Raw genomic sequence first — 22,760 nt, forward strand, 5'->3', positions numbered from 1 at the left:
CCGTCGTCCACATCGTCCACAGCCGCTGTCCACAACCGGTGGACAAGGTGCCACCAGCGGTGGCGAGGCCCTACGCTCCCGGGCGTGCGACCCAGCCGGCCCGACCCCGAGGCGGGGTCGTCCCTGCCCTTCGTCCTGGTCTGCTGGCTGGTGGCCGCCCTCATGGTGCTGGGCGGGATCGCGGCCTCCGACGCCTTCCTCGAGCAGCAGGAGGTGCAGTCGATCTGCGACGGCGCGGCCCTGGCTGCCGCCGACCAGGCCGACGAGGCCGCCGTCTACGCCGGGGGCGTGGGTGAGCAGCTGCCGCTCACCCGGGCCGCGGCGGAAGCAGCGGTCGCCGACCAGCTGGCCGACGCGGGCAGCTCGCTGGACTCCTGGTCGGCGGAGACCGACGGCGCCGAGGTGACGGTGCGCTGCACCCGCTCGGTGCACATCGCCTTCGACCGGGTGTTCCTGGGCGGTCGCCCGCTGGAGCGCACCGCGGTGGCCAGCGCCCGCGCGCCCACGGTGCCGTGAACGAGGACGGCCCCCGACCGTGAGGTCGGGGGCCGTCGTACCACCGTCGAACCAGGTGTGGCGGGTGAAGGATTCGAACCTTCGTAGGCTAAGCCGACGGATTTACAGTCCGCTCCCATTGGCCACTCGGGCAACCCGCCGTGGTGGTACCGGGAGATCGTACAAGACCGGGGACGACGTCCTCGCCGGGTCCCCGGCGGGGTGTCACCCCGCTGAGGAGGAACCGACATGGCCGATGCGTCCTTCGACGTGGTCAGCAAGGTCGACCGGCAAGAGGTCGACAACGCCCTCAACCAGGCGGCCAAGGAGCTCTCGCAGCGCTTCGACTTCCGTGGCGTGAACGCCACCATCGTCTGGGCCGGCGAGGAGGGGGTGACCCTGCAGGCCGACACCGAGGACCGCGTGGTCGCCGCGCTCGAGGTCTTCCGCGAGAAGCTGGTCAAGCGCGGCATCTCGATGAAGGCGCTCGACGCCGAGGACCCGCAGTCGTCGGGGCGGATCTACAAGATCTCCGCGACGATCAAGCAGGGCATCGCCTCGGACAAGGCCAAGGAGATCGCCAAGGCCATCCGCGACGAGGGCCCCAAGGGCGTGCAGGCGCAGATCCAGGGCGACCAGCTGCGGGTCACCGGCAAGAAGCGCGACGACCTGCAGGCGGTGCAGCAGCTGCTCAAGGGCAAGGACTTCGAGATCGCCCTGCAGTTCGACAACTACCGCTGAGCTGTGGCACCGGCAGGCACCACGACCCAGTCCCGGTGCCTGCCGGTGCGCCCGTCGCCGGACCAGCGCCGGACGACCCGGCGCAGCGCCCACGGCAGCACGTGCTCCCGGTGGAAGGCGAGCTCGGTGCGCAGCCGCCGGGGCTCGTCGGGACCGGGGTCGAGCGCGGGGACGGGCCCGGGGTGCCCGAGCACGCGGAGCACGAGGCCGGCCACCCGGCGGTGACCGGCCGGCCCCAGGTGCAACCGGTCGGGCGACCAGTAGCCCGGACGGCGGAGCTCGACGTCGGCGAACACGTCGACGAACGGCACACCGGACCGGGCCGCGAGCCCCGCGACGGCGGTGGTCAGCGCGACGCCCCGGCGGTGCATGGTCCGGCCGCGGGGCAGCCGGGCGGTGGGGTCGGCACCGCTGACCACCACGAGCCGGACGCCCGCCTCGGCGCACTGCCGGACCGCCGAGGCGGTCAGCTCGACCAGCCGGTCGACGTCACAGCCGGGCCGCATGACGTCGTTGCCCCCGCCGTTGAGGGTGATCAGCGTGGGCGGCGGGTCCAGGGCCAGGGCGGCCGGCAGCTGGTCGGCCACCACGGGCCCGAGCAGCCGCCCGCGGACCGCGGTGTTGGCGTAGTGCACCGGCTCCCCGGTGGCGGCGGCCAGGCCGGCCGCGACCAGGTCGGCCCACCCGCGCACCGAGCCGTCGGGGAGCTCGTCGCCCATGCCCTCGGTGAAGCTGTCCCCGATCGCCGCGTAGCGCACGCCGCGAGCGTAGGCACCCCGGTCAGGACTGCCCGGACTCCCGGGCCATCTGCTGCAGCCGGGCGATCCGCTCGGCCATCGGCGGGTGGGTGGCGAACATCGAGGCCCTGCCCTGCCCGCGGAACGGGTTGGCGATCATCAGGTGGCTCTGCGTCACCAACCGGTCGTCCTGCGGCAGCGGACGGGCGGAGACCCCGCGCTCCAGCTTCGACAGCGCGCTGGCCAGCGCCAGCGGGTCGTGGGACAGCTGCGCGCCGGAGGCGTCGGCCTGGAACTCACGGCTGCGGCTGACCGCCATCTGCACCAGGCCGGCGGCGATCGGGCCGAGGAACACCAGCAGCAGGCCACCGACGGCCCCACCGCCCTCGCGGTCGTCGGACCGGCCGCCGAAGAACGACGCGAACACCGCCATGTGCGCCAGGTAGGTGATCGCGGTGGCCATCGCGCCGGCGACCGAGCTGATCAGGATGTCGCGGTTGTAGACGTGGGAGAGCTCGTGGGCCAGCACGGCGCGCAGCTCGCGGCGGTCGAGCAGCTCGAGGATGCCCTGGGTGCAGCAGACCGCGGCGTTGCGCGGGTTGCGGCCGGTGGCGAAGGCGTTGGGCTGGGCGGTGGGGCTGACGTAGAGCCGGGGCATGGGCTGCCGGGCCTCGGTGGCCAGCTCGCGGACGATCGCGTAGATCTGCGGCGCCTGCGTCTCGGTGACCGGGAAGGCCCGCATCGACCGCAGCGCCAGCGAGGCGGAGTTGAAGTACGCCCAGCCGTTGACGCCCAGGGCGATCAGCAGGGCCACGAGGAGCCCGGTCCGCCCTCCCACCAGGGCGCCGGCGGCGAGGATGAGCCCGGCCATCACGCCGAGGAGCACCGCCGTCTTCAGCCCGTTGTTCCACCGTTGCACGTGCCGTAGAACGCCCCCCGGGCGACACCCGTTCCCCGGGCTCGCTGTGAGCTCCCAGCACAGGGCAGGCTGCCCTGTGTGCCTTCCCTCACGTTGGGCGCACCCGGGTCGCCGCCCTGCAACCCGCACGTAACCTGAGCGGTCGGAGGTACCACACAGATGACTGGCACCAACCCCGGAATCCCGCCCGCGGACAGCGGCGTTGCCCCCGGCGTGCACACCGCAGCCGATGCCGAGTTCCACGCTGCCGAGACCCACCTGGCCACAGGTGGTCTGGTCAAGAGCGTGGTGGCCCTCGACCGTGTCGTCATCCGGCTGGCCGGCGACTCCGGCGACGGCATGCAGCTGACCGGCAACCGGTTCACCAGCGAGACGGCGGCCTTCGGCAACGACCTGAAGACGCTGCCGAACTTCCCCGCCGAGATCCGGGCGCCAACGGGCACCCTGCCCGGGGTCAGCTCCTTCCAGCTGCACTTCGCCGACCACGGGGTCATGACCCCCGGCGACGCCCCCGACGTGCTCGTCGTGATGAACCCGGCGGCACTGAAGGCAAACCTCATGGACCTGCCCGGTGGTGGTCTGCTGATCGCCGACTCCGACGAGTTCACCCCGCGCAACCTCGCCAAGGTCGGCTACGCCAGCAACCCGCTGGAGGACGGCTCCCTCGAGGGCTGGCAGCTGGTGAGCGTGCCGCTGACCTCGATGACCACCGAGGCGCTCAAGGACTCCGGGCTGGGCAAGAAGGAGGCCGAGCGGAGCAAGAACATGTTCACCCTCGGCCTGCTGAGCTGGATGTACCACCGGCCCACCGAGGGCACGGTCCGCTTCCTGGAGCGCCAGTTCCGCCGCAAGCCGCTGATCGCCGCGGCCAACATCGCCGCGTTCCGGGCCGGCTACAACTACGGCGACACCACCGAGGCGTTCGCGGTCTCCTACGAGATCAAGCCCGCGCCGATGGCCCCGGGCCGGTACCGCAACATCTCCGGCAACCAGGCGCTGTCCCTCGGCCTGGTCGCGGCGGGACAGCTGTCGGGTCTGCCGGTGTTCCTCGGCGCGTACCCGATCACCCCGGCCAGCGACATCCTGCACGAGCTGAGCAAGCACAAGGCGCTGGGCGTGCGGACGTTCCAGGCCGAGGACGAGATCGCCGGCATCGGTGCGGCGCTGGGCGCCTCGTTCGGTGGCGCGCTGGGCATCACCACGACCTCCGGGCCGGGTGTGGCGCTGAAGTCCGAGACCATCGGCCTGGCCGTCATGACCGAGCTGCCGCTGGTCATCGTCGACGTGCAGCGCGGCGGCCCCTCCACCGGCCTGCCCACCAAGACCGAGCAGTCGGACCTGCTGCAGGCGCTCTACGGCCGCAACGGTGAGGCGCCGGTCCCGGTCATCGCCCCCCGCTCCCCCGGTGACTGCTTCGACGCCGCCGTCGAGGCCGCCCGGATCGCGCTGACCTACCGCACCCCGGTGATCCTGCTGTCCGACGGCTACCTGGCCAACGGCGCCGAGCCGTGGTCGGTGCCCGTGCAGGCCGACCTGCCCGACCTGCGGCCGGTCTTCGCGACCGAGCCCAACGGCGAGGACGGCGAGTTCCTGCCCTATCTGCGTGACCCCGAGACCCTGGCCCGCGCCTGGGCCGTGCCGGGCACCGCCGGCCTGCAGCACCGCATCGGCGGGCTGGAGAAGGCCGACAAGACCGGCAACATCTCCTACGACGCCGAGAACCACGACTTCATGACCCGCATGCGCCAGGCCAAGGTCGACGGCATCGCCGCCTCGATCCCGGCCACCGAGGTCGACGACCCGGACGGCGACGCGCGGGTGGCGGTGATCGGCTGGGGCTCCACCTACGGGCCGATCGGGGCCGCCTGCCGGCGGATCCGCGCCTCGGGCCGGTCGATCGCCCAGGTGCACGTCCGGCACCTCAACCCGCTGCCGGCCGACCTCGGCGAGATCCTGGCCCGCTACGACCGGGTGGTGTGCCCGGAGATGAACCTCGGCCAGTTCGCCATGGTGCTGCGGGCGAAGTACCTGATCGACGTGCACAGCCACACCCAGGTGCGCGGGCTGCCCTTCCGGGCCGCCGAGCTGGCCGCCGTCCTGCAGGACGTCATCGACGGCAACGCCGCCGGGACGACGCACGAGACGGCCGACCGCACCGACACCACCATCCTGGACACCACCGCACCGACGGGAGCGGCACTGTGACGGCACTCGACTCCACCTCAGCGCACGTGCACGACCTGGGCATGCCCGGCAACCCGATCTCCGCGGCCATCGCCGCCTCGGTCGAGGCGTCGGGTGAGAAGAACGCCACCCTCAAGGCCAAGGACCTCAAGACCGACCAGGAGGTGCGCTGGTGCCCCGGCTGCGGTGACTACGTCATCCTCAACGCCGTCCAGAGCTTCCTGCCCAGCCTCGGCATCGCCCGCGAGGACATGGTCATCGTCTCCGGCATCGGGTGCTCCAGCCGCTTCCCGTACTACATGAACACCTACGGGATGCACTCGATCCACGGCCGCGCCCCGGCCATCGCGACCGGCCTGGCCGCCTCCCGCCCGGACCTGTCGGTGTGGGTCGTCACCGGTGACGGCGACGCGCTGTCGATCGGCGGCAACCACCTGATCCACACGCTGCGCCGCAACGTGAACCTGACGATCCTGCTGTTCAACAACCGGATCTACGGGCTCACCAAGGGCCAGTACTCGCCCACCTCCGAGGTCGGCAAGGTCACCAAGTCCACGCCGATGGGCTCGATCGACGCCCCGTTCAACCCGGTCAGCCTCGCGCTGGGCGCGGACGCGACGTTCGTGGGCCGGGCGATGGACTCCGACCGCAAGGGGCTCACCGACGTGCTCCGGCAGGCCGCCGAGCACCAGGGCACCTCGCTGGTGGAGATCTACCAGAACTGCAACATCTTCAACGACGGCGCCTTCGAGCTGCTCAAGGACCCGACCACCGGCCCGATGTGGACGATCCCGCTGGTGCACGGCGAGCCGCTGGTCTTCGGCCCGGGCGGGGCCTCCTGCGTCGTCCGCGACGACTTCGGCGGACTGCGGATCGCCGAGACCAACCAGGTCGACGCGTCCGAGATCGTGGTGCACGACGCGCACCGCGAGGACCCGTCCTACGCGTTCGCGCTGTCCCGGCTGTCCAGCCAGGACCTGCGCTACTCCCCGATGGGCGTCTTCCGGTCGGTGGCCAAGCCCACCTACGACCGGATGATGACCGACCAGCTCGAGGACGCCTCGGCCCAGTCCAGCGCCACGCTGGACGACCTGCTCGCAGGCAACGACAGCTGGACCGTCAGCGCCTGACTGAGGACCCCCTGCCCCCACCACTCGCTCGTGGCGGGACCCTGCAGGGGACCGACCGGTGGCCCAGGACCCTCGTGGTCCCGGGCCACCGGCGTTCAGCGGTCCCGCAGCACCGCGGTGAGCGCCGGCAGCGCGGCGGTCAGCTCGCCGCGGGCCGGCGCCGCCCAGCCCACGACCAGCCCGGCCGGCCCGGCGTCCCCGAGCCGGTGGCGGGACAGCGGGTCCAGCAGCAGACCGCGCCCGGCGGCTGCGGCGACGACGGCCGCCTCGGTGGCGTCGTCGGGCAGGAGGACGACGACGTGCGCGCCGGCGTCGTCCCCGAGCGCGCGGAGCCCCGCAGCGGCGACCGCGGCGAGCACCTCGTCCCGGCGGGCGTGCAGCTCGCGGCGCAGCCGGCGCAGGTGCCGGGACAGGTCACCGGACGCGGCCATCGCCGCCACCACCCGCTGCCCGGCGCGGGCGGGCCGGGTGCCGGTCGCCGTCCGGCGGGCCAGCAGCGCGCCGCGGACGTCGGGTGGGGCGACCAGCCACCCCACGCCCAGGGTCGGGCTGAGCACCTTGCTGGTGGTGCCGAGGTGGACCACGACGTCGGGGGCGAGCGCGGCCAGCAGCGGCAGCGGCGCGACGTCGTAGCGCAGCTCGCCGTCGTAGTCGTCCTCGACCACCAGGAACCCCTCGGCCCGGGCGCGGGCGACCAGCGCGGTCCGGCGGGGCGCGGCCAGCCGGCCGCCGAGCGGGAACTGGTGGGCCGGCGTGCAGTACACCGCGGCCAGTCCGGCGGGCACCTCGTCGACGACCAGGCCGTCGCCGTCGACGCGCAGCGGCACGACCTCGGCGCCCGCGTCCCGCAGCGCACCGACGGCCCGGCCGTAGCCGGGGTCCTCCACCCCCACCCGGGCACCGGGCGGCAGCAGCCGGGCCAGCTCCCCGACGGCCGCGGAGGTGCCGGCGGTGGCCAGCACGTCGGCGCCGGTGGCGGGCAGCCCGCGGTGGCGCAGCAGGTGCTCGGCGACGGCGGCCCGGTAGGCCGGCGCCCCGGCCGCGCTGGTCACGCCGTCGGGTGCCTCGTCGCCGGCGGCCCGCCAGGCCCGGCGCCAGACCGCCCGGTCCAGCACCTCCAGGCACGGCGCCCCGGCCCGCAGGTCGGTGCCCTCCGCCGGCGGGTCCGGGACGGGAGCTGCCTCGACCGCCTGGACCACCGGCCCGGGCGCGCCGACGACGAACGTGCCCGCGCCGTGCCGGCCGGCGACCCAGCCCTCGGCGAGCAGCTGGTCGTAGGCGGCGGCGGTCACGGTGCGGCTGACCTGCAGCTCGGTGGCCAGCTGCCGGGTCGAGGGCAGCCGGTCGCCGGCCCGCAGGCTGCCCTGCGCGGTCACCGCCCGCAGCGCGTCGGCCAGCTGGACCGCCAGCGGCACCCGGGAGCCGCGGTCCAGCGGCAGCGGCGGGACGTCGGCCACGGGGCGCTCCTGAGGACGAAGTGGACTGCCAGGATGACAGCCCGGTGGCTCTTCGGGGAGGCCACCGGGCGGGTGACGATCACCGGGTGACCACACCGCTGTCCCCCACCGCCCGCAGTACCGTGCGCCGGGGCGCCGCCCGGGCCCGTACCGACCGGGCGGAGCTGTACGCCGTGCTCGACGCCGGGCTGGTCGGCCACCTCGGCGTGGTGCTCGACGGTGCCCCCGTCGTGCTGCCCACCGGCTACGGCCGCGTCGACGACACCCTGTACCTGCACGGCTCGACCGGCGCCGCCACCCTGCGGGCCGCGGCGGCCGGCGCCCCGGTCTGCCTCACCGTCACCCACGTCGACGGCGTCGTCTACGCCCGCTCCTCGTTCCACCACTCGATGAACTACCGCTGCGCGGTGGTGCACGGCCTGGCCCGCACGGTCACCGACCCGGACGAGCGCGAGCGCGGCCTGGCCGCCCTCACCGAGCAGCTGGCCCCCGGCTCGTGGACCGCGACCCGCCGCCCCGACCGCAGGGAGCTGGCCGCCACCGCCGTCCTGGCGCTGGACCTCACCGAGGCCAGCCTCAAGGTGCGCACCGGGCCGCCCGGCGACGACGACCGCGACCTCGACGCACCGGTGTGGGGCGGGGTCCTGCCGGTGCGCACGGTGTTCGGCGCGCCGGAGGACGACCCGCTGCTCCCGCCCGGCACGCCGGTGCCGGCGCGGGTCGCCGACCGGGTCAGCCGCGCGGGGTGACCCGCAGCAGCTGGTCCTCCCCGTCGCCGTTGTCGGTGGTGACGTACAGCGCGCCGTCGTCGCCCTGGACCGGTGAGCGCACCCGGCCGTAGGAGTCCTCCAGCTCCGGGACGCGGAACTGCTCGGCCAGCGTGCCGTCGGCCCCGAGCCGCAGCGCGAGCACGCCGGTGTCCTTCTGCACGCCCACCAGCAGGACGCCGTCGTAGCCGCCCCACTGCGCGCCGGAGAGGAAGCCACCCCCGCTGGCGGCGATCGTCGGGTCGCCCGAGGACCACACCGCGGGGAGCGCACCGGGCAGGGCGAGGTCGGTCATCGGCACGCTCTCGTCGTAGCCGCCGTCCTCGCCGGAGGGGTCCCAGCCGTAGTTGCCGCCCGGGACGGACCGGTTCACCTCGTCGTCGCGGTCGCTGCCCTGCTCGACGGTGTAGACCTCTCCCGTGCCGGGCTGCACGGCGATGCCCTGCACGTTGCGGTGCCCGTAGCTCCAGATCAGCCGGGTGACCGGGTCGGGCGAGTCCAGGAACGGGTTGCCCGCCGAAGGTGCACCGCTGCCCGGGTCGACCCGCAGCACCTTGCCGGCCAGCGTGCCCAGGTCCTGCGGGTTGGTGCCGACGGCGTTGTCCCCGGTGCCGATCAGCAGCTGACCGTCGGGGGCGAACCGCGGGCGGCAGCCGCCGTGCCGGCCGCTGCCCTCGTTGACCGGGATGTCGTCCACCAGCGGGTCGGCGACCCGGGTGGCCGCCGCCCACCGGTCGTCGACCGTCCAGGCGATCACCTGGACCTCCGCGCCGCCGTCCTCCTCGACGCCCTGGCAGGTGTAGAACCGCCGGTTGTCGGCGAACGCCGGGTCCAGGGTCAGCCCCATCAGGCCGGTCTCCCCGTCGGCGAACAGGTCCGAGAAGTCGGCGTCCACCTCCTGGACGGTCCCGTCGGGCAGCACCGCGGTCAGGCCACCGCCGCGCTCGTCGAACAGCAGCGTGCCGTCGGGGGCGCGGGCGACGTCCCAGGGGTGGTCGAGCCCGTCGGCGAGGACGTCGACCTGCAGCGCCGGCACGCCCTGCGCCGGGGCGGCCGCGTCCGGGACGTCGGTGGCCGCCTCCTCCCCCTGCTCACCGGGGGCGTTGCTGCACCCGGCGAGGGCGAGGACGGCGGTGAGCGCGAGCAGGCAGGAGCGGTTCACCCGCCCCAGGATGCCCTGGGATCGGGCTGTGCGTCGGGCGGCGGTGCGTTCAGGAGGTGCGGGTGACCACGTAGGTGCACAGCGCGGACAGCGCCTCGCGGACCGGCCCCTCGGGGACGGCGTCGAGGCGGGCGCGGGCCCGGTCGGCGTAGTCGTTGAGCACCGCGGTCGCCCGGGCCAGGGAGGCCGAGGAGCGCAGCAGGGCCAGCGCCTCGGCGTGCTCGGCGTCGTCGACCACGGGGCCGGCGACCAGTTCGCGGAGCCGGGCCTCGGCCGGGTCGTCGCCGGCGAGGGCGAAGAGCACCGGCAGGGTGGCGATGCCCTCGCGCAGGTCGGTGCCGGGCAGCTTGCCCGACGCGCCGCCCTCGCTGACGATGTCGATGAGGTCGTCGGAGAGCTGGAAGGCGACGCCCACCTCCTCGCCGAACGCGGTGAGCGCGGTGACCAGCTCGGCGGGGACGCCGGCGAAGCTGGCACCGAAGCGGGCCGAGGTGGCCACCAGCGAGCCGGTCTTGTCGGCCAGCACGCCGAGGTGGTGGTCGATGCGGTCCTCGCCGGGCTGGGCGCCGACGGTCTCGCGGAGCTGGCCGGTGACCAGCCGCTCGAACGTCCGGGCCTGCACCCGCACGGCGTCGGGGCCGAGGTCGGCCAGCAGGTCCGAGGCGCGGGCGAAGAGGAAGTCGCCGGTCAGGATGGCCACGCTGTTGGTCCACCGGCTGTTGGCGCTGGGCGCCCCGCGGCGAACGGAGGCCTCGTCCATCACGTCGTCGTGGTACAGCGTGGCCAGGTGGGTCAGCTCGCAGACGACGGCGGCGGAGACCACCTCGTCGGCCTCACCGTCGCCGAGCTGGGCGGCCAGCAGCGCGAGCATCGGGCGGAACCGCTTGCCGCCGGCGGCCATCAGGTGCCCGGCGGCCTCGCTGACGAACGCGTGGTCGCTGGCCACCGCGGTGGCCAGCGCGGACTCGACGCGCAGCAGCCCCGCGGACAGCGCGACGCCCAGCTCGCCCTCGGGCAGCCAGGGGCCGATCGTCGAGGGTGAGGCCGAGGGCCGGTGCCACAGCTGGGTGTCCCGCTGGGTCTCGCTCCCGCCGCCCCGTGGGCTGGTGGTGCCGGCTCCGGTCATCGTCCGCTGAAGATACTCACCCACCGGCCCGGCTCCCGACCCGACCACCCGGCACCCGGCCTCAGCCGGTGAGCACGGCCGCGGACCGGGCGAGGTCGAGCACGGCCCCCGGCAGCACGCCCAGCAGCAGGGTCGCCGCCGCTGTGACGGCCAGCACCACCGTGGTCGGCAGGCCCGGGACCCCGACGGTGGGCCCGTCGGGTGCGGGCTCGGCGAAGTACATGAGCACCACGACCCGCAGGTAGAAGAACGCCGCCACCGCGCTGGCCACCAGGGCGACCACGGCCAGCGGCCAGGCGCCGGCCTCGATGGCGGCCCGGAAGACGGCGAACTTGCCGGTGAACCCGCTGGTCAGCGGCAGCCCGGCGAGGGCGAGCAGGAAGAAGGCCATCAGCGCTGCGACCACCGGGGACCGCTGGGCGAGTCCGGCCCACGCGCTCACCGCGGTGGCCTCCCCGTCGCCGTCGCGGACCAGGGTGAGCAGCCCGAACGCGCCGAGCGTGGTCAGCCCGTAGGCCAGCAGGTAGAACATCGTCGCCGCCAGCCCGGAGTCCGCGATGCCGAGGACGCCGGTGAGCAGGAAGCCGGCGTGCGCGATCGAGGAGTACGCCAGCATCCGCTTGAGGTCGGTCTGGGTGAGGCCGAGGACGGCGCCGACGACCATCGACACGATCGCCAGCGTGTAGAGCAGCGGGCGCCAGGTGTCCGCCGCGCCCCCGAAGCCGACGTACAGCAGCCGGAGCACCGCGCCGAACGCGGCGACCTTGGTGGCCGAGGCCATGAACGCGGTCACCGCGGTGGGGGCGCCCTGGTAGACGTCCGGCGTCCAGGTGTGGAAGGGCGCGACCCCGGCCTTGAACATCAGCCCGACCACCAGCAGGCCGAGACCGAGCAGCAGCAGCGGCTCGCTGCCGGTGCGCCCCGACGCCGCGCCGACGTCGGCCAGCCGGATGCTGCCGGTGGCGCCGTAGACCAGTGCCAGCCCGTAGAGGAAGAACGCCGAGGCGAAGGCGCCGAGCAGGAAGTACTTGACCGCCGCCTCCTGGGACAGCAGCCGCCGGCGGCGGGCCAGCCCGGCCATCAGGTACAGCGGCAGGCTGAGCACCTCGAGCGCGACGAACATGACCAGCAGGTCGTTCGCGGCGGTGAACAGCATCATGCCGCCGACGGCGAAGGAGGCCAGCGGGTAGACCTCGGTCTGCACCCGCGTCGAGGAGGCCAGCTCCCGGTCGCGCACGGTGCCGGCGGGCACCGCGGCGACGGCGACGAACGCCGAGCGGGCCGGGTCCAGGGCGCGCTCGCTGACCAGCAGCACCGACAGCGCCCCCAGCACGGCGATCGTGCCCTGCAGGAACAGCGCCACGCCGTCGACGGCGAGCGCACCGGCGGCGGTCACCCGCGCGTCCCCGCCGGCGAGCAGCACCGTGCTGGCGAGCGCGCCCAGCATCCCGGCCAGCGCCAGCACGACCTGGGTGCGGTGCCGGGCGGCGCGGGGCACGAACGCCTCGACCAGCACCCCGGCCGCGGCGGCGCCGAGGACGCACAGCAGCGGGGCGAGGGCGGCGTAGGACAGGTCGGGTGCGGTGATCTCCGGCATCAGCGGGCTCCTCCGACATCGGCGAGCGTGGCCTCCACTGCCGGGGTGACCAGGTCGATCAGCGGCTGCGGGTACACGCCGAGCACCACCACCAGGGCCACGAGCGGCGCGACCACCGCGGACTCCAGGCGGGTGAGGTCGCGCACCCGGGCCCGCGCCCGCACCGCGACGGCGGTGGCTCCCCCGCCGCGCACCGGCGCGGCGCCGTCCACCGGTGGGACGTCGTCCACCGGTGGGGCGTCGTCCGGCCGTGGGGCGTCGTCCGGTGGCGGGCCGTGCAGGGTCCGCTGGACCAGCAGCAGCACGTAGAGGGCGGCCAGCACGATCCCGGCGGTGGCGACGATGGTGAACACCGGCCGCTCCGGGAAGGCACCGATGAGCACGAGGAACTCCCCCACGAAGCTGCCGGTGCCCGGCAGCGCCAGTGAGGCCAGGCCGGCGACCAGGAACACCCCTGCCAGCACCGGCGCGGTGGCCGCCAGCCCGCGGGCGTCGGCGATGCGCCGGGAACCGGTGCGGGCGACCACCATGCCCACCACCAGGAACAGCAGGCCGGTGGCGATGCCGTGGTTGACCATGTAGACCACCGCACCGGTGGCCGCCTCGGTGGTGAAGGCGAAGACGCCGAGGGCGATGAAGCCGAAGTGCGCGATCGACGTGTACGAGACCAGCCGCTTCAGGTCCCCCTGGCCCACCGCGAGCAGGGCGGCGTAGAGGACGCCGGCGACCGCGAGCACCAGCACCCACGGCGCGAGGTCGCGTGAGGCGTCGGGGAACAACGGCAGGCAGTACCGCAGGAAGCCGTAGGTGCCCACCTTGTCCAGCACCGCGACGAGCAGCACCGAGCCCGCGATCGGGGCCTCGGCGCCGGCGGCGGGCAGCCAGCTGTGGAAGGGCACCAGCGGCGACTTGATCGCGAACGCGAGGAAGAACCCGGCGAACAGCAGCTTCTGCACACCCGGGTCGATGTCGAGCTGGCGCAGCGCGTCGAAGGCGAACGTGCCCGCCCCCAGCTGGGAGCTGCTCACCACGTACAGCCCGATGACGGCGGCGAGCATGACCAGCCCGCCGAGCAGGCTGTAGAGGAAGAACGTCACGGCGGCGTCGCGCCGGCCCGGTCCGCCGAAGGTGCCGATCAGGAAGTACATCGGGACGAGCATCGCCTCGAAGAACACGTAGAACAGGAAGACGTCGGTGGCGGCGAAGACGCCGACCAGCGTCGCCTCCAGCAGCAGCAGCCAGGCCCAGAAGGCGCGCATCGACCGGGCCGGTGGCGCGGTGTCCCGCCAGGAGGCCCCGACGACCACCGGCACCAGCAGGCCGGTGAGCAACAGCATCGCCAGCGCGATCCCGTCGACCCCGAGGGCGAAGGAGACCCCGAACTCGGGGATCCAGTCGACCGAGGAGGTGAGCTGGAACCGGGCACCACCGGGGTCGAAGGCGACCGTCGCCCCGACGGCGAGCAGCAGCACCAGCAGGCTCACCGCGAGCGTCAGCTGCCGGGCGAGCGCCTCGCGGGCCGGCGGCAGCGCGGCGACGACGGCCGCCGCCACGGCCGGGACGGCGATCATCAGCAGCAGCCACGGGACCTCGGTCACCGGATCACCTCTCGGTCGTCGCGCGCGGTCATCCGGTCGTCCCGGCGAGCAGGGCCCCGGCCACCAGCACGGCGCCGCCGAGGATGCCGAGGGCGTAGCTGCGCACGAAGCCGGTCTGCAGCCGGGCCAGCAGGGACGACGAGCCGCCCAGGCCGGCCGCGGCGCCGGTGACCAGGCCGTCGACGCCGCGGGCGTCGAACCACACCAGCGCGCGGGTCAGCCACGCGCCGGGACGGGCGAACACCGCCTCGTTGACCGCGTCGGCGTAGAGCCCGCGGCGGGCGGCGGTGACCAGCGGCGACACCCGGACCGGGGCGGTGGTGGGCACCTCGCGCCGTCCGACGACCAGCCAGGCGGTGAGCGCCCCGGCGGCCACGACGGCGGTGACCACCAGCGAGACCAGCGCCGGGGCGACCACGTGCGCGGCCTCGGCCGGCTCGCCGAACACCGGCTCGAGCCAGTCGGTGAGCGGGAAGGCCTGCACCAGCAGGAAGCCGGCGGCGACCGACCCGACCGCGAGCACCACCATCGGGGCGGTCATCACCGTCGGGGACTCGTGCGGGTGCACCTCCTCCCGCCAGCGGGCCCTGCCGAAGAAGGTCATCAGCATCAGCCGGGTCATGTAGAACGCGGTCAGCCCGGCACCCAGCACCGCGACCCCGGCCAGCAGCCAGCCCGACCAGCCGCCGCGGTCCAGCGCCGCCTCGATGATCGCGTCCTTGGTCCAGTACCCGGACAGGAACGGGAAGCCGATCAGCGCCAGGTAGCCCAGCCCGAAGGTCACGAAGGTGACCGGCAGCCGCCGGGCCAGCCCGCCGAAGCGGCGCATGTCGGTCTCGTCGCCCATCGCGTGCATCACCGACCCGGCCCCGAGGAACAGGCCGGCCTTGAAGAAGCCGTGGGTGAGCAGGTGCGCGATGCCGGCGGCGTAGCCGACCGGGCCCAGGCCCACGGCCAGGAACATGTAGCCGATCTGGCTGACCGTGGAGTACGCCAGCACCTTCTTGACGTCGTCGAACGCGCAGCCCACCACCGCGCCGATCAGCAGGGTGAGCGCGCCGATCGCCAGGACGACGGTGCGGGCGGTGGGCGAGGCGTCGTACAGCGGCGCCGACCGGGCGATCAGGTACACCCCGGCGGTGACCATGGTGGCGGCGTGGATCAGCGCCGAGACCGGCGTCGGGCCCTCCATGGCGTCGGGCAGCCACGCCTGCAGCGGGAACTGACCCGACTTGCCGCACGCGCCCAGCAGCAGGAGCAGCCCGATCGCGGTGACCGTGCCCCCGGCCAGCAGCCCGACCGAGCCGAAGACGCCCGCGTAGGACGTCGTCCCGAGCTGCGCGAACATCACGAAGATGCCCAGCGCCAGGCCGACGTCCCCCACCCGGTTCATCAGGAACGCCTTCTTCGCGGCCGTCGCCGCTGCCGGGCGGGTGTGCCAGAAGGCGATGAGCAGGTAGGACGCCAGGCCCACGCCCTCCCAGCCCACGTAGAGGGCGACGTAGCTGTTGCCGAGCACCAGCACCAGCATCGCGGCGACGAACAGGTTCAGGTAGGCGAAGAACCGGCGCCGGGCGGGGTCGTGGGCCATGTAGCCGATCGAGTAGACGTGGATCAGCGCGCCGACCCCGGTGATCAGCAGCACGAACACCGCCGACAGCGGGTCGAGGAGCAGCCCGGCCTGCACGTCGAGCTCGCCGGTGGAGATGAAGGTGAACAGGTCGACGCTCACCGACCGCTCGTCGAGCCCGGCCAGCTGCACGGTGCACAGCACGGCCAGCAGGAACGACACGGCGACGGTGCCGGTGGCCAGCAGGTGGCCCCAGCGGTCGGTGCGGCGGCCACCGAGCAGCAGCACCGCGGCCCCGGCCAGCGGCAGCGCGATGAGCAGCCAGGAGGCGTCCAGCAGGGCGGGGACCGTGTCCACGGTGTCCATCGCGGCGCTCAGTACTTCAGCAGGTTGACGTCGTCGACCGACGCCGAGCGGCGGGTGCGGTAGACGCTCATGATGATCGCCAGGCCCACCACGACCTCGGCCGCGGCGACCACCATCACGAAGAAGGCGATCAGCTGTCCGTCGAGGCTGCCGGTGGAGCGGGCGAAGGTGACCAACGTCAGGTTCACCGAGTTGAGCATCAGCTCCACGCACATGAACACGACGATGGCGTTGCGCCGCACCAGCACCCCGACCGCACCGATGGTGAACAGCACCGCGGCCAGCACCAGGTAGTTCGCGATCGTCATCGGGGAGCTCCGTTCCCGCTGCCCGGCGTCCGGCCGCCGAGGGTGCCCAGGGCGGCGTCGGTGCCGCCGGCGTGGGTGAGGCCGTCCCGCTCGGCGCCGGTGCTGCCGCTGCGGGGCAGCTCGTCGACGACCTGCGGTTCCACCCCGGTGCTGGCGCTGGCCGCCGAGGGGCTGCCGTCGGGCAGCCGGCCGGGGGCGGCGATCGAGTTGGCCCGGGCGTAGACGCCGGGGCCGGGCAGGGTCTGCGGGTGGTCACCGGTGAGGAACCGGGCGCGGGAGAGCTCCTTCTGCGACGGCCGGCTGCCGGGCTCCCGCTCCACGTGGGCCAGCACCATCGCCCCGACGGCGGCGGTGATGAGCAGCGCGCTGGTCACCTCGAAGGCCAGCAGGTGGCGGGTGAACAGCAGCGCGGCGATGCCCTCGACGTTGCCGCCCGAGGCGCCGTCCCCCAGCCCCTGCGGGACGACGTCCTGCGTGGCCCGGGCGACCCCGGCGCCGACCAGCCCGGCGAAGCCGATGCCCAGCACGATCGCGGCGACCCGCTGCCCGCGCAGGGTCTCGACGACGGAGTCCGAGGCGTCGCGGCCGACCAGCATCAGCACGAAGAGGAACAGGATCATGATCGCGCCGGTGTAGACGATGATCTGCACGGCGCCGAGGAACGGCGCCCCCTGGACGACGTAGAGCACGCCGAGCGCGAGCATCGTGTTGACCAGCCAGAGCGCGGAGTGCACCGCGTTCCTCGACAGGACCATGCCCAGCGCGCCGGCCAGCGCGATCGGCCCGAGCACCCAGAAGACGACGGCCTCCCCGGTGCCCAGCTGCCCGGTGGTGTCGGCCGCGGCCGCCAGCACGCTCACGCCTGCGCCTGCACGTCGGGGGCGGGTGCGGGCCCGTCGGTCGTGTCCCGGAGGTAGTAGTCGCGCTCGTCGTCGCCCAGCCGCATCGGGTGCGGCGGCTGCTCCATGCCCGGCAGCAGCGGGGCGAGCAGCTGCTCCTTGGTGTAGATCAGCTTCTGCCGGTCGTCGTCGGCCAGCTCGAAGTCGTTGCTCATGGTCAGCGAGCGGGTCGGGCAGGCCTCGATGCACAGCCCGCAGAAGATGCAGCGCAGGTAGTTGATCTGGTAGACCGCGCCGTACCGCTCCCCGGGTGAGAAGCGGGCCTCGTCGGTGTTGTCCCCGCCCTGCACGTAGATCGCGTCGGCCGGGCACGCCCAGGCGCACAGCTCGCAGCCCACGCACTTCTCCAGGCCGTCGGGGTGCCGGTTGAGCACGTGCCGGCCGTGGTAGCGGGGCTTGGTCTGCTTGGGCACCTCCGGGTACTCCTCGGTGGTCACCGTGGCGAACATCGCCGCGAAGGTGACGCCGAAGCCCTGCGCGGGCCCGGGCAGCCGGGAGGTCCGCTTCGCCGGGGCCCCCGTCTCGGCGGGCCGGGCGACCTCGGCGCCGCTCCTCCGGTCGGGCAGCTGGTCAGACATCGACGTCCTCCTCGCGGACGGGGGCCGGCGCGCCGGCACCGACGGGTTCACGGGTGCGCAGCCGGGGTGACGGCGGCACCACCAGGTCCAGCGGCGGCACCGGGAAGCCGCCGGCCGCGCGGTCGTGGCCCCGGGGCGGGAGCACCTGCGCGCCGGTGGGTGCCAGTGCGCCGGCCGCGGCGGCCCGGGCGACCACGCGGGTGTCCCGGTTGCGCCGGCGGGAGGCGATCAGCAGCCCGGCGATCACCAGCAGCGCGAGCGGCACGCCCACGAACACCGCCACCACACCGCCGTCCAGCCCGGCCTCACGGGAGATCGTGCGCATCGTGGCCACGACCAGGATCCAGACCAGTGCCGTGGGCACCAGCACCTTCCAGCCGAAGCGCATGAACTGGTCGTAGCGGAGCCGGGGCAGGGTGCCGCGCAGCCAGATGAAGACGAACAGCGCGGCGACGACCTTGCCGAAGAACCACAGCAGCGGCCACCAGCCGGTGTTCGCGCCGTCCCAGACCGAGATCGGCCACGGCGCCCGCCAGCCGCCCAGGAACAGGGTCGCGGCCAGCGCGGAGACGGTGACCATGTTGACGTACTCGGCGAGGAAGAAGAGCGCGAACTTCAGCGAGGAGTACTCGGTGTGGAAGCCGCCGACCAGCTCGCTCTCGGCCTCGGGCAGGTCGAACGGCGCCCGGTTGGTCTCCCCCACCACGGCGACGACGTAGATGACGAAGGACACCGGCAGCAGGACGGCGAACCAGCCCGGCCCGTTGCCGGTGCCGCCGAACAGCGACGTCCCGTCCGCCTGCGCGGCGACGATCTCCGAGGTCGACATCGACCCGGCGTAGAGGAACACCGCCACGATCGACAGGCCCATGGCGATCTCGTAGCTGACCATCTGCGCCGCGCTGCGCAGCCCGCCGAGCAGCGGGTAGGTGGAGCCGGACGCCCAGCCGGCCAGCACGATGCCGTAGACGCCCATCGCCGAGCAGGCCAGCACGACGAGCACGCCGATGGGGGCGTCGGTGAGCTGCAGCGGGGTGCGCTCGCCGAAGATGCTCACCGTCGGGCCCAGCGGGATGACCGAGAACGCCAGGAACGCCGGGACGGTGGCGATGACCGGGGCCAGGAAGTACACCGGCCGGTCGGCCAGCGCCGGCATGACGTCCTCCTTGAACGCCAGCTTCAGCCCGTCGGCGAGGCTCTGCAGGTAGCCGCGCGGACCGACCCGGTTGGGGCCGGTGCGCTGCTGCATCCGGGCGACGACCTTGCGCTCGAAGACGATCGCGAACAGCGTCATCGCGACCAGCACGCCGAAGACCCCGACGATCTTGATGAGCACGATCCACCAGACGTCGTGCCCGAAGTCGGCCAGCGTGGGCTGGTCGGCGCTGGCCAGGGGGCTCATGCCGCACCGCCCAGGGTGACGACGGTGCCGGGCCGGAGACCCGACCCCATCGGCACCCAGACGACGTCGTCGGGCAGGTCCGCCAGCTGCAGGGGCAGGGTGACCACGCCGGCGGGACCGCGCACGGTGAGCGGGTCGCCCTCGGCGAGCCCGAGCCGCGCGGCGGTGGCCGCCCCCAGCCGCGCGACGGGCAGCCGGGCGGTGCCGGCCAGCGCCGGCTCGTCGCGCAGCAGCGTGCCGCCGTCCAGCAGCTGCCGCCAGGAGGCGAGCACGGCCTGGTCCGCACCCAGCCGGGGCACGGGCGCCGGGGCGACGTCCGGTCCGGCCGGCTGGGCCTGCGCGGCGCCGCCCAGGGCCATCAGCTCGGTGCGGGCGGCCGTGGTGGTGGGCAGGCCGAGGTCGGTGCCGAGGTGCTCGGCGATGCCGTGCAGCACGCGGGCGTCGGTCAGCTGGCCGGTGCCGTGCAGGGTGGCGTCGAAGGGGCGCACCCGGCCCTCCCAGTCCAGGTAGGACCCGGCCTTCTCCGGCGCCGCAGCGACGGGGAGGACGACGTCGGCGTGCGCGGTCACCGCGCTCGGGAAGAGCTCCAGGCTGACCACGAACCCCGCGGCGGCCAGCGCCTGCTCGGCCAGCGCGGGGTCGGGCAGGTCGGCGGGGTCGACGCCGCCGACGAGCAGCCCGCCCAGGGCGCCGTCCCGGGCGGCGGTGAGGATCCCGGTCAGGTCCCGGCCGGGCGTTGCCGGGAGCTGCACGTCCCAGACCCGCTCCATCTCGGCGCGGTCGAGCGGGGTGGTCAGCGCCCGGCCACCGGGCAGCAGCCCGGGCAGCGCGCCGACCTCGACCGCGCCGCGCTCACCGGCCCGCCGCGGCACCCAGCCGACCCGGGCACCGGTGGCCCGGGCGAGGGCGGCGACCGCGGTGAACCCGCCGGGCACCTCGGCCAGCCGCTCCCCCACCAGGACGACGGCACCCGGCAGGCGCAACGCCGCGCTGGTGGCCAGGCCGGCGAGCGTGCGGGGCTCGTCGCCGGGCACGGTGGTGAGCACGGTGGCCTGCAGCTTGGCCGCGGCCCGGGTGCTGAACGGGGCGACGTCGAGGACCTGCTGGCCGTTCTCGCGCACCGCGCGGCGCAGCCGCAGGAAGACGATCGGCGACTCCTCCTCCGGCTCGAACGCGACCAGCAGCACCGCCGGGGCGGCGCCGAGGTCGTCGTAGGTGACCGCACCGGCGCCGGGGGCGGTGCCGGCCACGTGCGCGGTGAGGAAGGACAGCTCCTCGGCGGAGTGCGCGCGGGCCCGGGCGTCGACGTCGTCGGTGCCGAGCGCGACGCGGGCGAACTTGGCGTAGGCGTAGGCGTCCTCGACGGTCAGCCGGCCACCGGGGAGCACGCCGACCCCACCGGCCGCGCGCGCTGCCCGCAGGCCTGCGGCGGCTGCCGCCCACGCGTCGGACCACGAGGCCGGCCGCAGCTCGCCGTCGCGCCGGACCAGCGGGGTGGTGAGCCGCTCGGCACTGGCGGCGTAGCGGAAGGCGTAGCGGCCCTTGTCGCAGGTCCACTCCTGGTTGACCGCGGGGTCCTCACCGGCGAGGCGGCGGGTGACCTCGCCGCGCCGGTAGTCGGTGCGCTGGGCGCAGCCGCTGGCGCAGTGCTCGCAGACGCTGGGCTCGCTGCGCAGGTCGAAGGGCCGGGAGCGGAACCGGTAGGTCGAGCTGGTCAGCGCGCCGACCGGGCAGATCTGGGTGGCGTTGCCGGAGAAGTAGGAGGAGAACGGCTCGTCGTCGGCGATCGCGACCTGCTCCAGCGCGCCGCGCTCGAACAGCTCGATGAACGGGTCACCGGCGACCTGCTGGCTGAACCGGGTGCACCGGGCGCAGAGCACGCAGCGCTCGCGGTCCAGCAGCACCAGCGGGCTGATCGGCAGCGGCTTGGGGTAGGTGCGCTTGACCTCGACGAACCGGCTCTCGGTGCGGCCGTTGCTCATCGCCTGGTTCTGCAGCGGGCACTCCCCGCCCTTGTCGCAGACCGGGCAGTCGAGCGGGTGGTTGGCCAGCAGCAGCTCCATCGTGCCCTGCTGCGCCTTGTCCGCGACCGGACTGGACAGCTGGGTGTGCACCTCCATGTCCGGCGTCACCGGGGTGGTGCAGGAGGCGACCGGCTTGCGCTGCCCGGCGACCTCCACCAGGCACTGCCGGCAGGCGCCGACCGGCTCCAGCAGCGGGTGGTCGCAGAACCGCGGGATCTGCACGCCGATCTGCTCGGCGGCCCGGATGATCAGCGTGCCCTTCGGGACCGCGACCGGGAAGCCGTCGATGGTGCAGTGGACGGCGTCGGCCGGGGTGTGCGGGCCGGGGACGGCCGGCGGCGTGGCCGGGGCCGGGGTGGGGACGGTGGTGGTCATGCCATCGCCGCCACGGGCTCGATGCGCAGGGACCGGCCGAGCCGTTCCTGCTCCTCGAAGGGCAGCAGCGCCACGTAGTCGTCGCGGAAGTACTTCATCGAGCTGGCAATGCAGCTGGTCGCGCCGTCGCCGAGCGCGCAGAACGACCGGCCCAGGATGTTGTCGGCGATGTCGGTGAGCAGGTCCAGGTCGGTGGCCCTCCCCTGCCCGTGCACCAGCCGCTCCAGCACCTGGACCAGCCAGGACGTGCCCTCCCGGCACGGGGTGCACTTGCCGCAGCTCTCGTGGGCGTAGAACTCGGTGAACCGCAGCGTCGCCTCGACGATCGAGTCGGTCTCGTCGAACACCATCAGCGCGGTGGTGCCGAGCATCGACCCGGCCTTGCCGACGGAGTCGAAGTCCAGCGGGACGTCGAGGTGCTCGGGCGTGAAGTAGGGGGTGGAGCTGCCGCCCGGCGTCCAGAACTTCAGCTCGTGGCCGGGCCGCACCCCGCCGGCCATGGCCAGCAGCTCGCGCATCGTCGTCCCCATCGGGGCCTCGTACTGGCCGGGGTGCACCACCCGGCCCGACAGCGAGTAGATCTTCGGGCCGGGGCTCTTCTCCGGGCCGAACTCCTTGAACCACTCCGCCCCGCCGCGGACGACGTAGGGCACGGTGGCCAGCGTCTCCACGTTGTTGATCACCGTCGGGGAGCCGTAGAGCCCGGCGACGGCGGGGAACGGCGGCTTGAGCCGGGGCTGGCCGCGGTAGCCCTCCAGCGACTCCAGCAGCGCGGTCTCCTCACCGCAGATGTACGCGCCGGCGCCGGCGTGCACGACGAGCTCCAGGTCGAAGCCCGAGCCGAGGACGTCGCTGCCGAGGTAGCCCGCGGCGTACGCCTCGGCGACGGCGGCGACCAGCCGGCGGTGGGCGTGCACGGCCTCGCCACGGACGTAGATGACGGCGAAGTGCGAGCGGATCGCGTACGCGGCGATGGCGACGCCCTCGATGAGCGAGTGCGGGTCGGCCATCATCAGCGGCACGTCCTTGCAGGTGCCCGGCTCGCCCTCGTCGGCGTTGACCACCAGGTACTTGGGCGCGGCGGCCGGGCCGGTCGGGGTCTCCCCCGGCTTCGGCTGCGGGATGAAGCTCCACTTCATGCCGGTCGGGAAGCCCGCACCGCCGCGGCCGCGCAGGCCGGAGTCCTTGACCAGGGCGACCAGCTCGTCGGGCGTCATCGCCAGCGCCTGCCGGAGCGCGGTGTAGCCGTCGAGGCGCTCGTAGGTCTCCAGCGTCCAGGAGCGGTCGGCGTCGAAGCGCCGGGTGAGGACCGGGGTCAGGGGCAT

General features: G+C 74.1%; 19 protein-coding genes and 1 tRNA gene. 5 read left to right on the forward strand and 15 right to left on the reverse strand.

Features of this window, described 5'->3' with window-relative positions; genetic code table 11:
- The first annotated feature begins 84 nt into the window (after positions 1 to 84).
- Entirely contained in the window at positions 85 to 516 is a 432-nt protein-coding gene (locus KUM42_RS07475; RefSeq protein ID WP_237496138.1) for a pilus assembly protein TadG-related protein, read from the forward strand.
- Between the two features lie 58 nt (positions 517 to 574).
- Here the strand turns inward: KUM42_RS07475 and KUM42_RS07480 are convergent.
- A tRNA-Tyr gene (locus KUM42_RS07480) sits at positions 575 to 656 on the reverse strand.
- An 88-nt stretch (positions 657 to 744) separates the two neighbouring features.
- On the opposite strand from KUM42_RS07480, the gene KUM42_RS07485 reads away from it, so the two are divergent.
- Positions 745 to 1,236 carry a YajQ family cyclic di-GMP-binding protein gene (locus tag KUM42_RS07485; RefSeq protein WP_237496139.1) on the forward strand — a complete coding sequence of 164 codons (492 nt, stop codon included), beginning with the start codon at positions 745 to 747 and terminating at the stop codon, positions 1,234 to 1,236.
- Here KUM42_RS07485 and KUM42_RS07490 read toward each other — a convergent pair.
- Positions 1,227 to 1,994 carry an SGNH/GDSL hydrolase family protein gene (locus KUM42_RS07490; RefSeq protein WP_237496140.1) on the reverse strand — a complete coding sequence of 256 codons (768 nt, stop codon included), beginning with the start codon at positions 1,992 to 1,994 and terminating at the stop codon, positions 1,227 to 1,229. The two genes, KUM42_RS07485 and KUM42_RS07490, sit on opposite strands and share 10 nt — an antisense overlap.
- Positions 1,995 to 2,016: 22 nt before the next feature.
- Entirely contained in the window at positions 2,017 to 2,892 is an 876-nt protein-coding gene (gene htpX / locus KUM42_RS07495; RefSeq protein ID WP_237496141.1) for a zinc metalloprotease HtpX, read from the reverse strand.
- Positions 2,893 to 3,051: 159 nt separating this feature from the next.
- Here htpX and KUM42_RS07500 point away from each other — a divergent pair, with 159 nt between their 5' ends.
- Positions 3,052 to 5,097 carry a 2-oxoacid:acceptor oxidoreductase subunit alpha gene (locus tag KUM42_RS07500; RefSeq protein ID WP_237496142.1) on the forward strand — a complete coding sequence of 682 codons (2,046 nt, stop codon included), beginning with the start codon at positions 3,052 to 3,054 and terminating at the stop codon, positions 5,095 to 5,097.
- On the forward strand, positions 5,094 to 6,206 hold the full coding sequence (locus KUM42_RS07505; protein ID WP_237496143.1) for a 2-oxoacid:ferredoxin oxidoreductase subunit beta: 1,113 nt from the start codon (positions 5,094 to 5,096) through the stop codon (positions 6,204 to 6,206). The genes KUM42_RS07500 and KUM42_RS07505 overlap by 4 nt, the downstream gene beginning before the upstream one ends.
- Before the next feature lie 95 nt (positions 6,207 to 6,301).
- On the opposite strand, the gene KUM42_RS07510 is transcribed toward KUM42_RS07505, so the two are convergent.
- Positions 6,302 to 7,663 (reverse strand): PLP-dependent aminotransferase family protein, encoded by a 1,362-nt coding sequence (locus tag KUM42_RS07510; RefSeq protein ID WP_237496144.1) that lies wholly within the window; start codon positions 7,661 to 7,663, stop codon positions 6,302 to 6,304.
- Positions 7,664 to 7,749: 86 nt separating this feature from the next.
- Between KUM42_RS07510 and KUM42_RS07515 the strand changes: the two genes are divergently transcribed.
- Positions 7,750 to 8,412 (forward strand): pyridoxamine 5'-phosphate oxidase family protein, encoded by a 663-nt coding sequence (locus KUM42_RS07515; RefSeq protein WP_237496145.1) that lies wholly within the window; start codon positions 7,750 to 7,752, stop codon positions 8,410 to 8,412.
- Here the strand turns inward: KUM42_RS07515 and KUM42_RS07520 are convergent.
- The 11 genes from KUM42_RS07520 to nuoF all read right to left on the reverse strand — a co-directional run bounded on the left by KUM42_RS07520 (position 8,396) and on the right by nuoF (position 22,760).
- Positions 8,396 to 9,592: a sorbosone dehydrogenase family protein gene (locus KUM42_RS07520; RefSeq protein ID WP_237496146.1), complete on the reverse strand. Its 1,197-nt coding sequence runs from the start codon at positions 9,590 to 9,592 to the stop codon at positions 8,396 to 8,398. The two genes, KUM42_RS07515 and KUM42_RS07520, sit on opposite strands and share 17 nt — an antisense overlap.
- A 49-nt stretch (positions 9,593 to 9,641) precedes the next feature.
- Positions 9,642 to 10,718, reverse strand: a complete 1,077-nt coding sequence (locus KUM42_RS07525; RefSeq protein ID WP_237496147.1) for a polyprenyl synthetase family protein — start codon at positions 10,716 to 10,718, stop codon at positions 9,642 to 9,644.
- 61 nt (positions 10,719 to 10,779) lie between these two features.
- Positions 10,780 to 12,315: an NADH-quinone oxidoreductase subunit NuoN gene (gene nuoN, locus KUM42_RS07530; protein WP_237496148.1), complete on the reverse strand. Its 1,536-nt coding sequence runs from the start codon at positions 12,313 to 12,315 to the stop codon at positions 10,780 to 10,782.
- Positions 12,315 to 13,913: an NADH-quinone oxidoreductase subunit M gene (locus KUM42_RS07535; RefSeq protein ID WP_237496149.1), complete on the reverse strand. Its 1,599-nt coding sequence runs from the start codon at positions 13,911 to 13,913 to the stop codon at positions 12,315 to 12,317. The genes nuoN and KUM42_RS07535 overlap by 1 nt, the downstream gene beginning before the upstream one ends.
- Before the next feature lie 28 nt (positions 13,914 to 13,941).
- Positions 13,942 to 15,849 (reverse strand): NADH-quinone oxidoreductase subunit L, encoded by a 1,908-nt coding sequence (gene nuoL, locus KUM42_RS07540; protein WP_237496150.1) that lies wholly within the window; start codon positions 15,847 to 15,849, stop codon positions 13,942 to 13,944.
- A gap of 8 nt (positions 15,850 to 15,857) precedes the next feature.
- Entirely contained in the window at positions 15,858 to 16,157 is a 300-nt protein-coding gene (nuoK, locus tag KUM42_RS07545) for an NADH-quinone oxidoreductase subunit NuoK (RefSeq protein WP_237496151.1), read from the reverse strand.
- Positions 16,154 to 17,017 carry an NADH-quinone oxidoreductase subunit J gene (locus KUM42_RS07550; protein ID WP_237496152.1) on the reverse strand — a complete coding sequence of 288 codons (864 nt, stop codon included), beginning with the start codon at positions 17,015 to 17,017 and terminating at the stop codon, positions 16,154 to 16,156. Before KUM42_RS07550 ends, nuoK begins: the two co-directional genes overlap by 4 nt.
- Positions 17,014 to 17,634 carry an NADH-quinone oxidoreductase subunit NuoI gene (nuoI, locus tag KUM42_RS07555; RefSeq protein WP_237496153.1) on the reverse strand — a complete coding sequence of 207 codons (621 nt, stop codon included), beginning with the start codon at positions 17,632 to 17,634 and terminating at the stop codon, positions 17,014 to 17,016. The genes KUM42_RS07550 and nuoI overlap by 4 nt, the downstream gene beginning before the upstream one ends.
- Positions 17,627 to 19,036, reverse strand: a complete 1,410-nt coding sequence (nuoH, locus tag KUM42_RS07560; RefSeq protein WP_237496154.1) for an NADH-quinone oxidoreductase subunit NuoH — start codon at positions 19,034 to 19,036, stop codon at positions 17,627 to 17,629. Before nuoH ends, nuoI begins: the two co-directional genes overlap by 8 nt.
- Positions 19,033 to 21,435 carry an NADH-quinone oxidoreductase subunit G gene (locus KUM42_RS07565; RefSeq protein ID WP_237496155.1) on the reverse strand — a complete coding sequence of 801 codons (2,403 nt, stop codon included), beginning with the start codon at positions 21,433 to 21,435 and terminating at the stop codon, positions 19,033 to 19,035. Before KUM42_RS07565 ends, nuoH begins: the two co-directional genes overlap by 4 nt.
- The gene (gene nuoF / locus KUM42_RS07570) at positions 21,432 to 22,760 is read right to left on the reverse strand and encodes an NADH-quinone oxidoreductase subunit NuoF (RefSeq protein WP_237496156.1); all 1,329 of its coding nucleotides are present in this window, start codon (positions 22,758 to 22,760) and stop codon (positions 21,432 to 21,434) included. Before nuoF ends, KUM42_RS07565 begins: the two co-directional genes overlap by 4 nt.

Origin of the sequence: Modestobacter sp. L9-4, from assembly GCF_019112525.1 — a bacterium.
GTDB lineage: Bacteria > Actinomycetota > Actinomycetes > Mycobacteriales > Geodermatophilaceae > Modestobacter.

Coding starts and splice junctions, on each gene's coding strand:
- nuoF (WP_237496156.1), bottom strand. CDS start 22,760: ATGCCCCTGACCCCGGTCCTCACCCGGCGCTTCGACGCCGACCGCTCC.
- KUM42_RS07565 (WP_237496155.1), bottom strand. CDS start 21,435: ATGACCACCACCGTCCCCACCCCGGCCCCGGCCACGCCGCCGGCCGTC.
- nuoI (WP_237496153.1), bottom strand. CDS start 17,634: ATGTCTGACCAGCTGCCCGACCGGAGGAGCGGCGCCGAGGTCGCCCGG.
- nuoK (WP_237496151.1), bottom strand. CDS start 16,157: ATGACGATCGCGAACTACCTGGTGCTGGCCGCGGTGCTGTTCACCATC.
- nuoH (WP_237496154.1), bottom strand. CDS start 19,036: ATGAGCCCCCTGGCCAGCGCCGACCAGCCCACGCTGGCCGACTTCGGG.
- nuoN (WP_237496148.1), bottom strand. CDS start 12,315: ATGCCGGAGATCACCGCACCCGACCTGTCCTACGCCGCCCTCGCCCCG.
- KUM42_RS07485 (WP_237496139.1), top strand. CDS start 745: ATGGCCGATGCGTCCTTCGACGTGGTCAGCAAGGTCGACCGGCAAGAG.
- KUM42_RS07500 (WP_237496142.1), top strand. CDS start 3,052: ATGACTGGCACCAACCCCGGAATCCCGCCCGCGGACAGCGGCGTTGCC.
- KUM42_RS07525 (WP_237496147.1), bottom strand. CDS start 10,718: ATGACCGGAGCCGGCACCACCAGCCCACGGGGCGGCGGGAGCGAGACC.
- nuoL (WP_237496150.1), bottom strand. CDS start 15,849: ATGGACACCGTGGACACGGTCCCCGCCCTGCTGGACGCCTCCTGGCTG.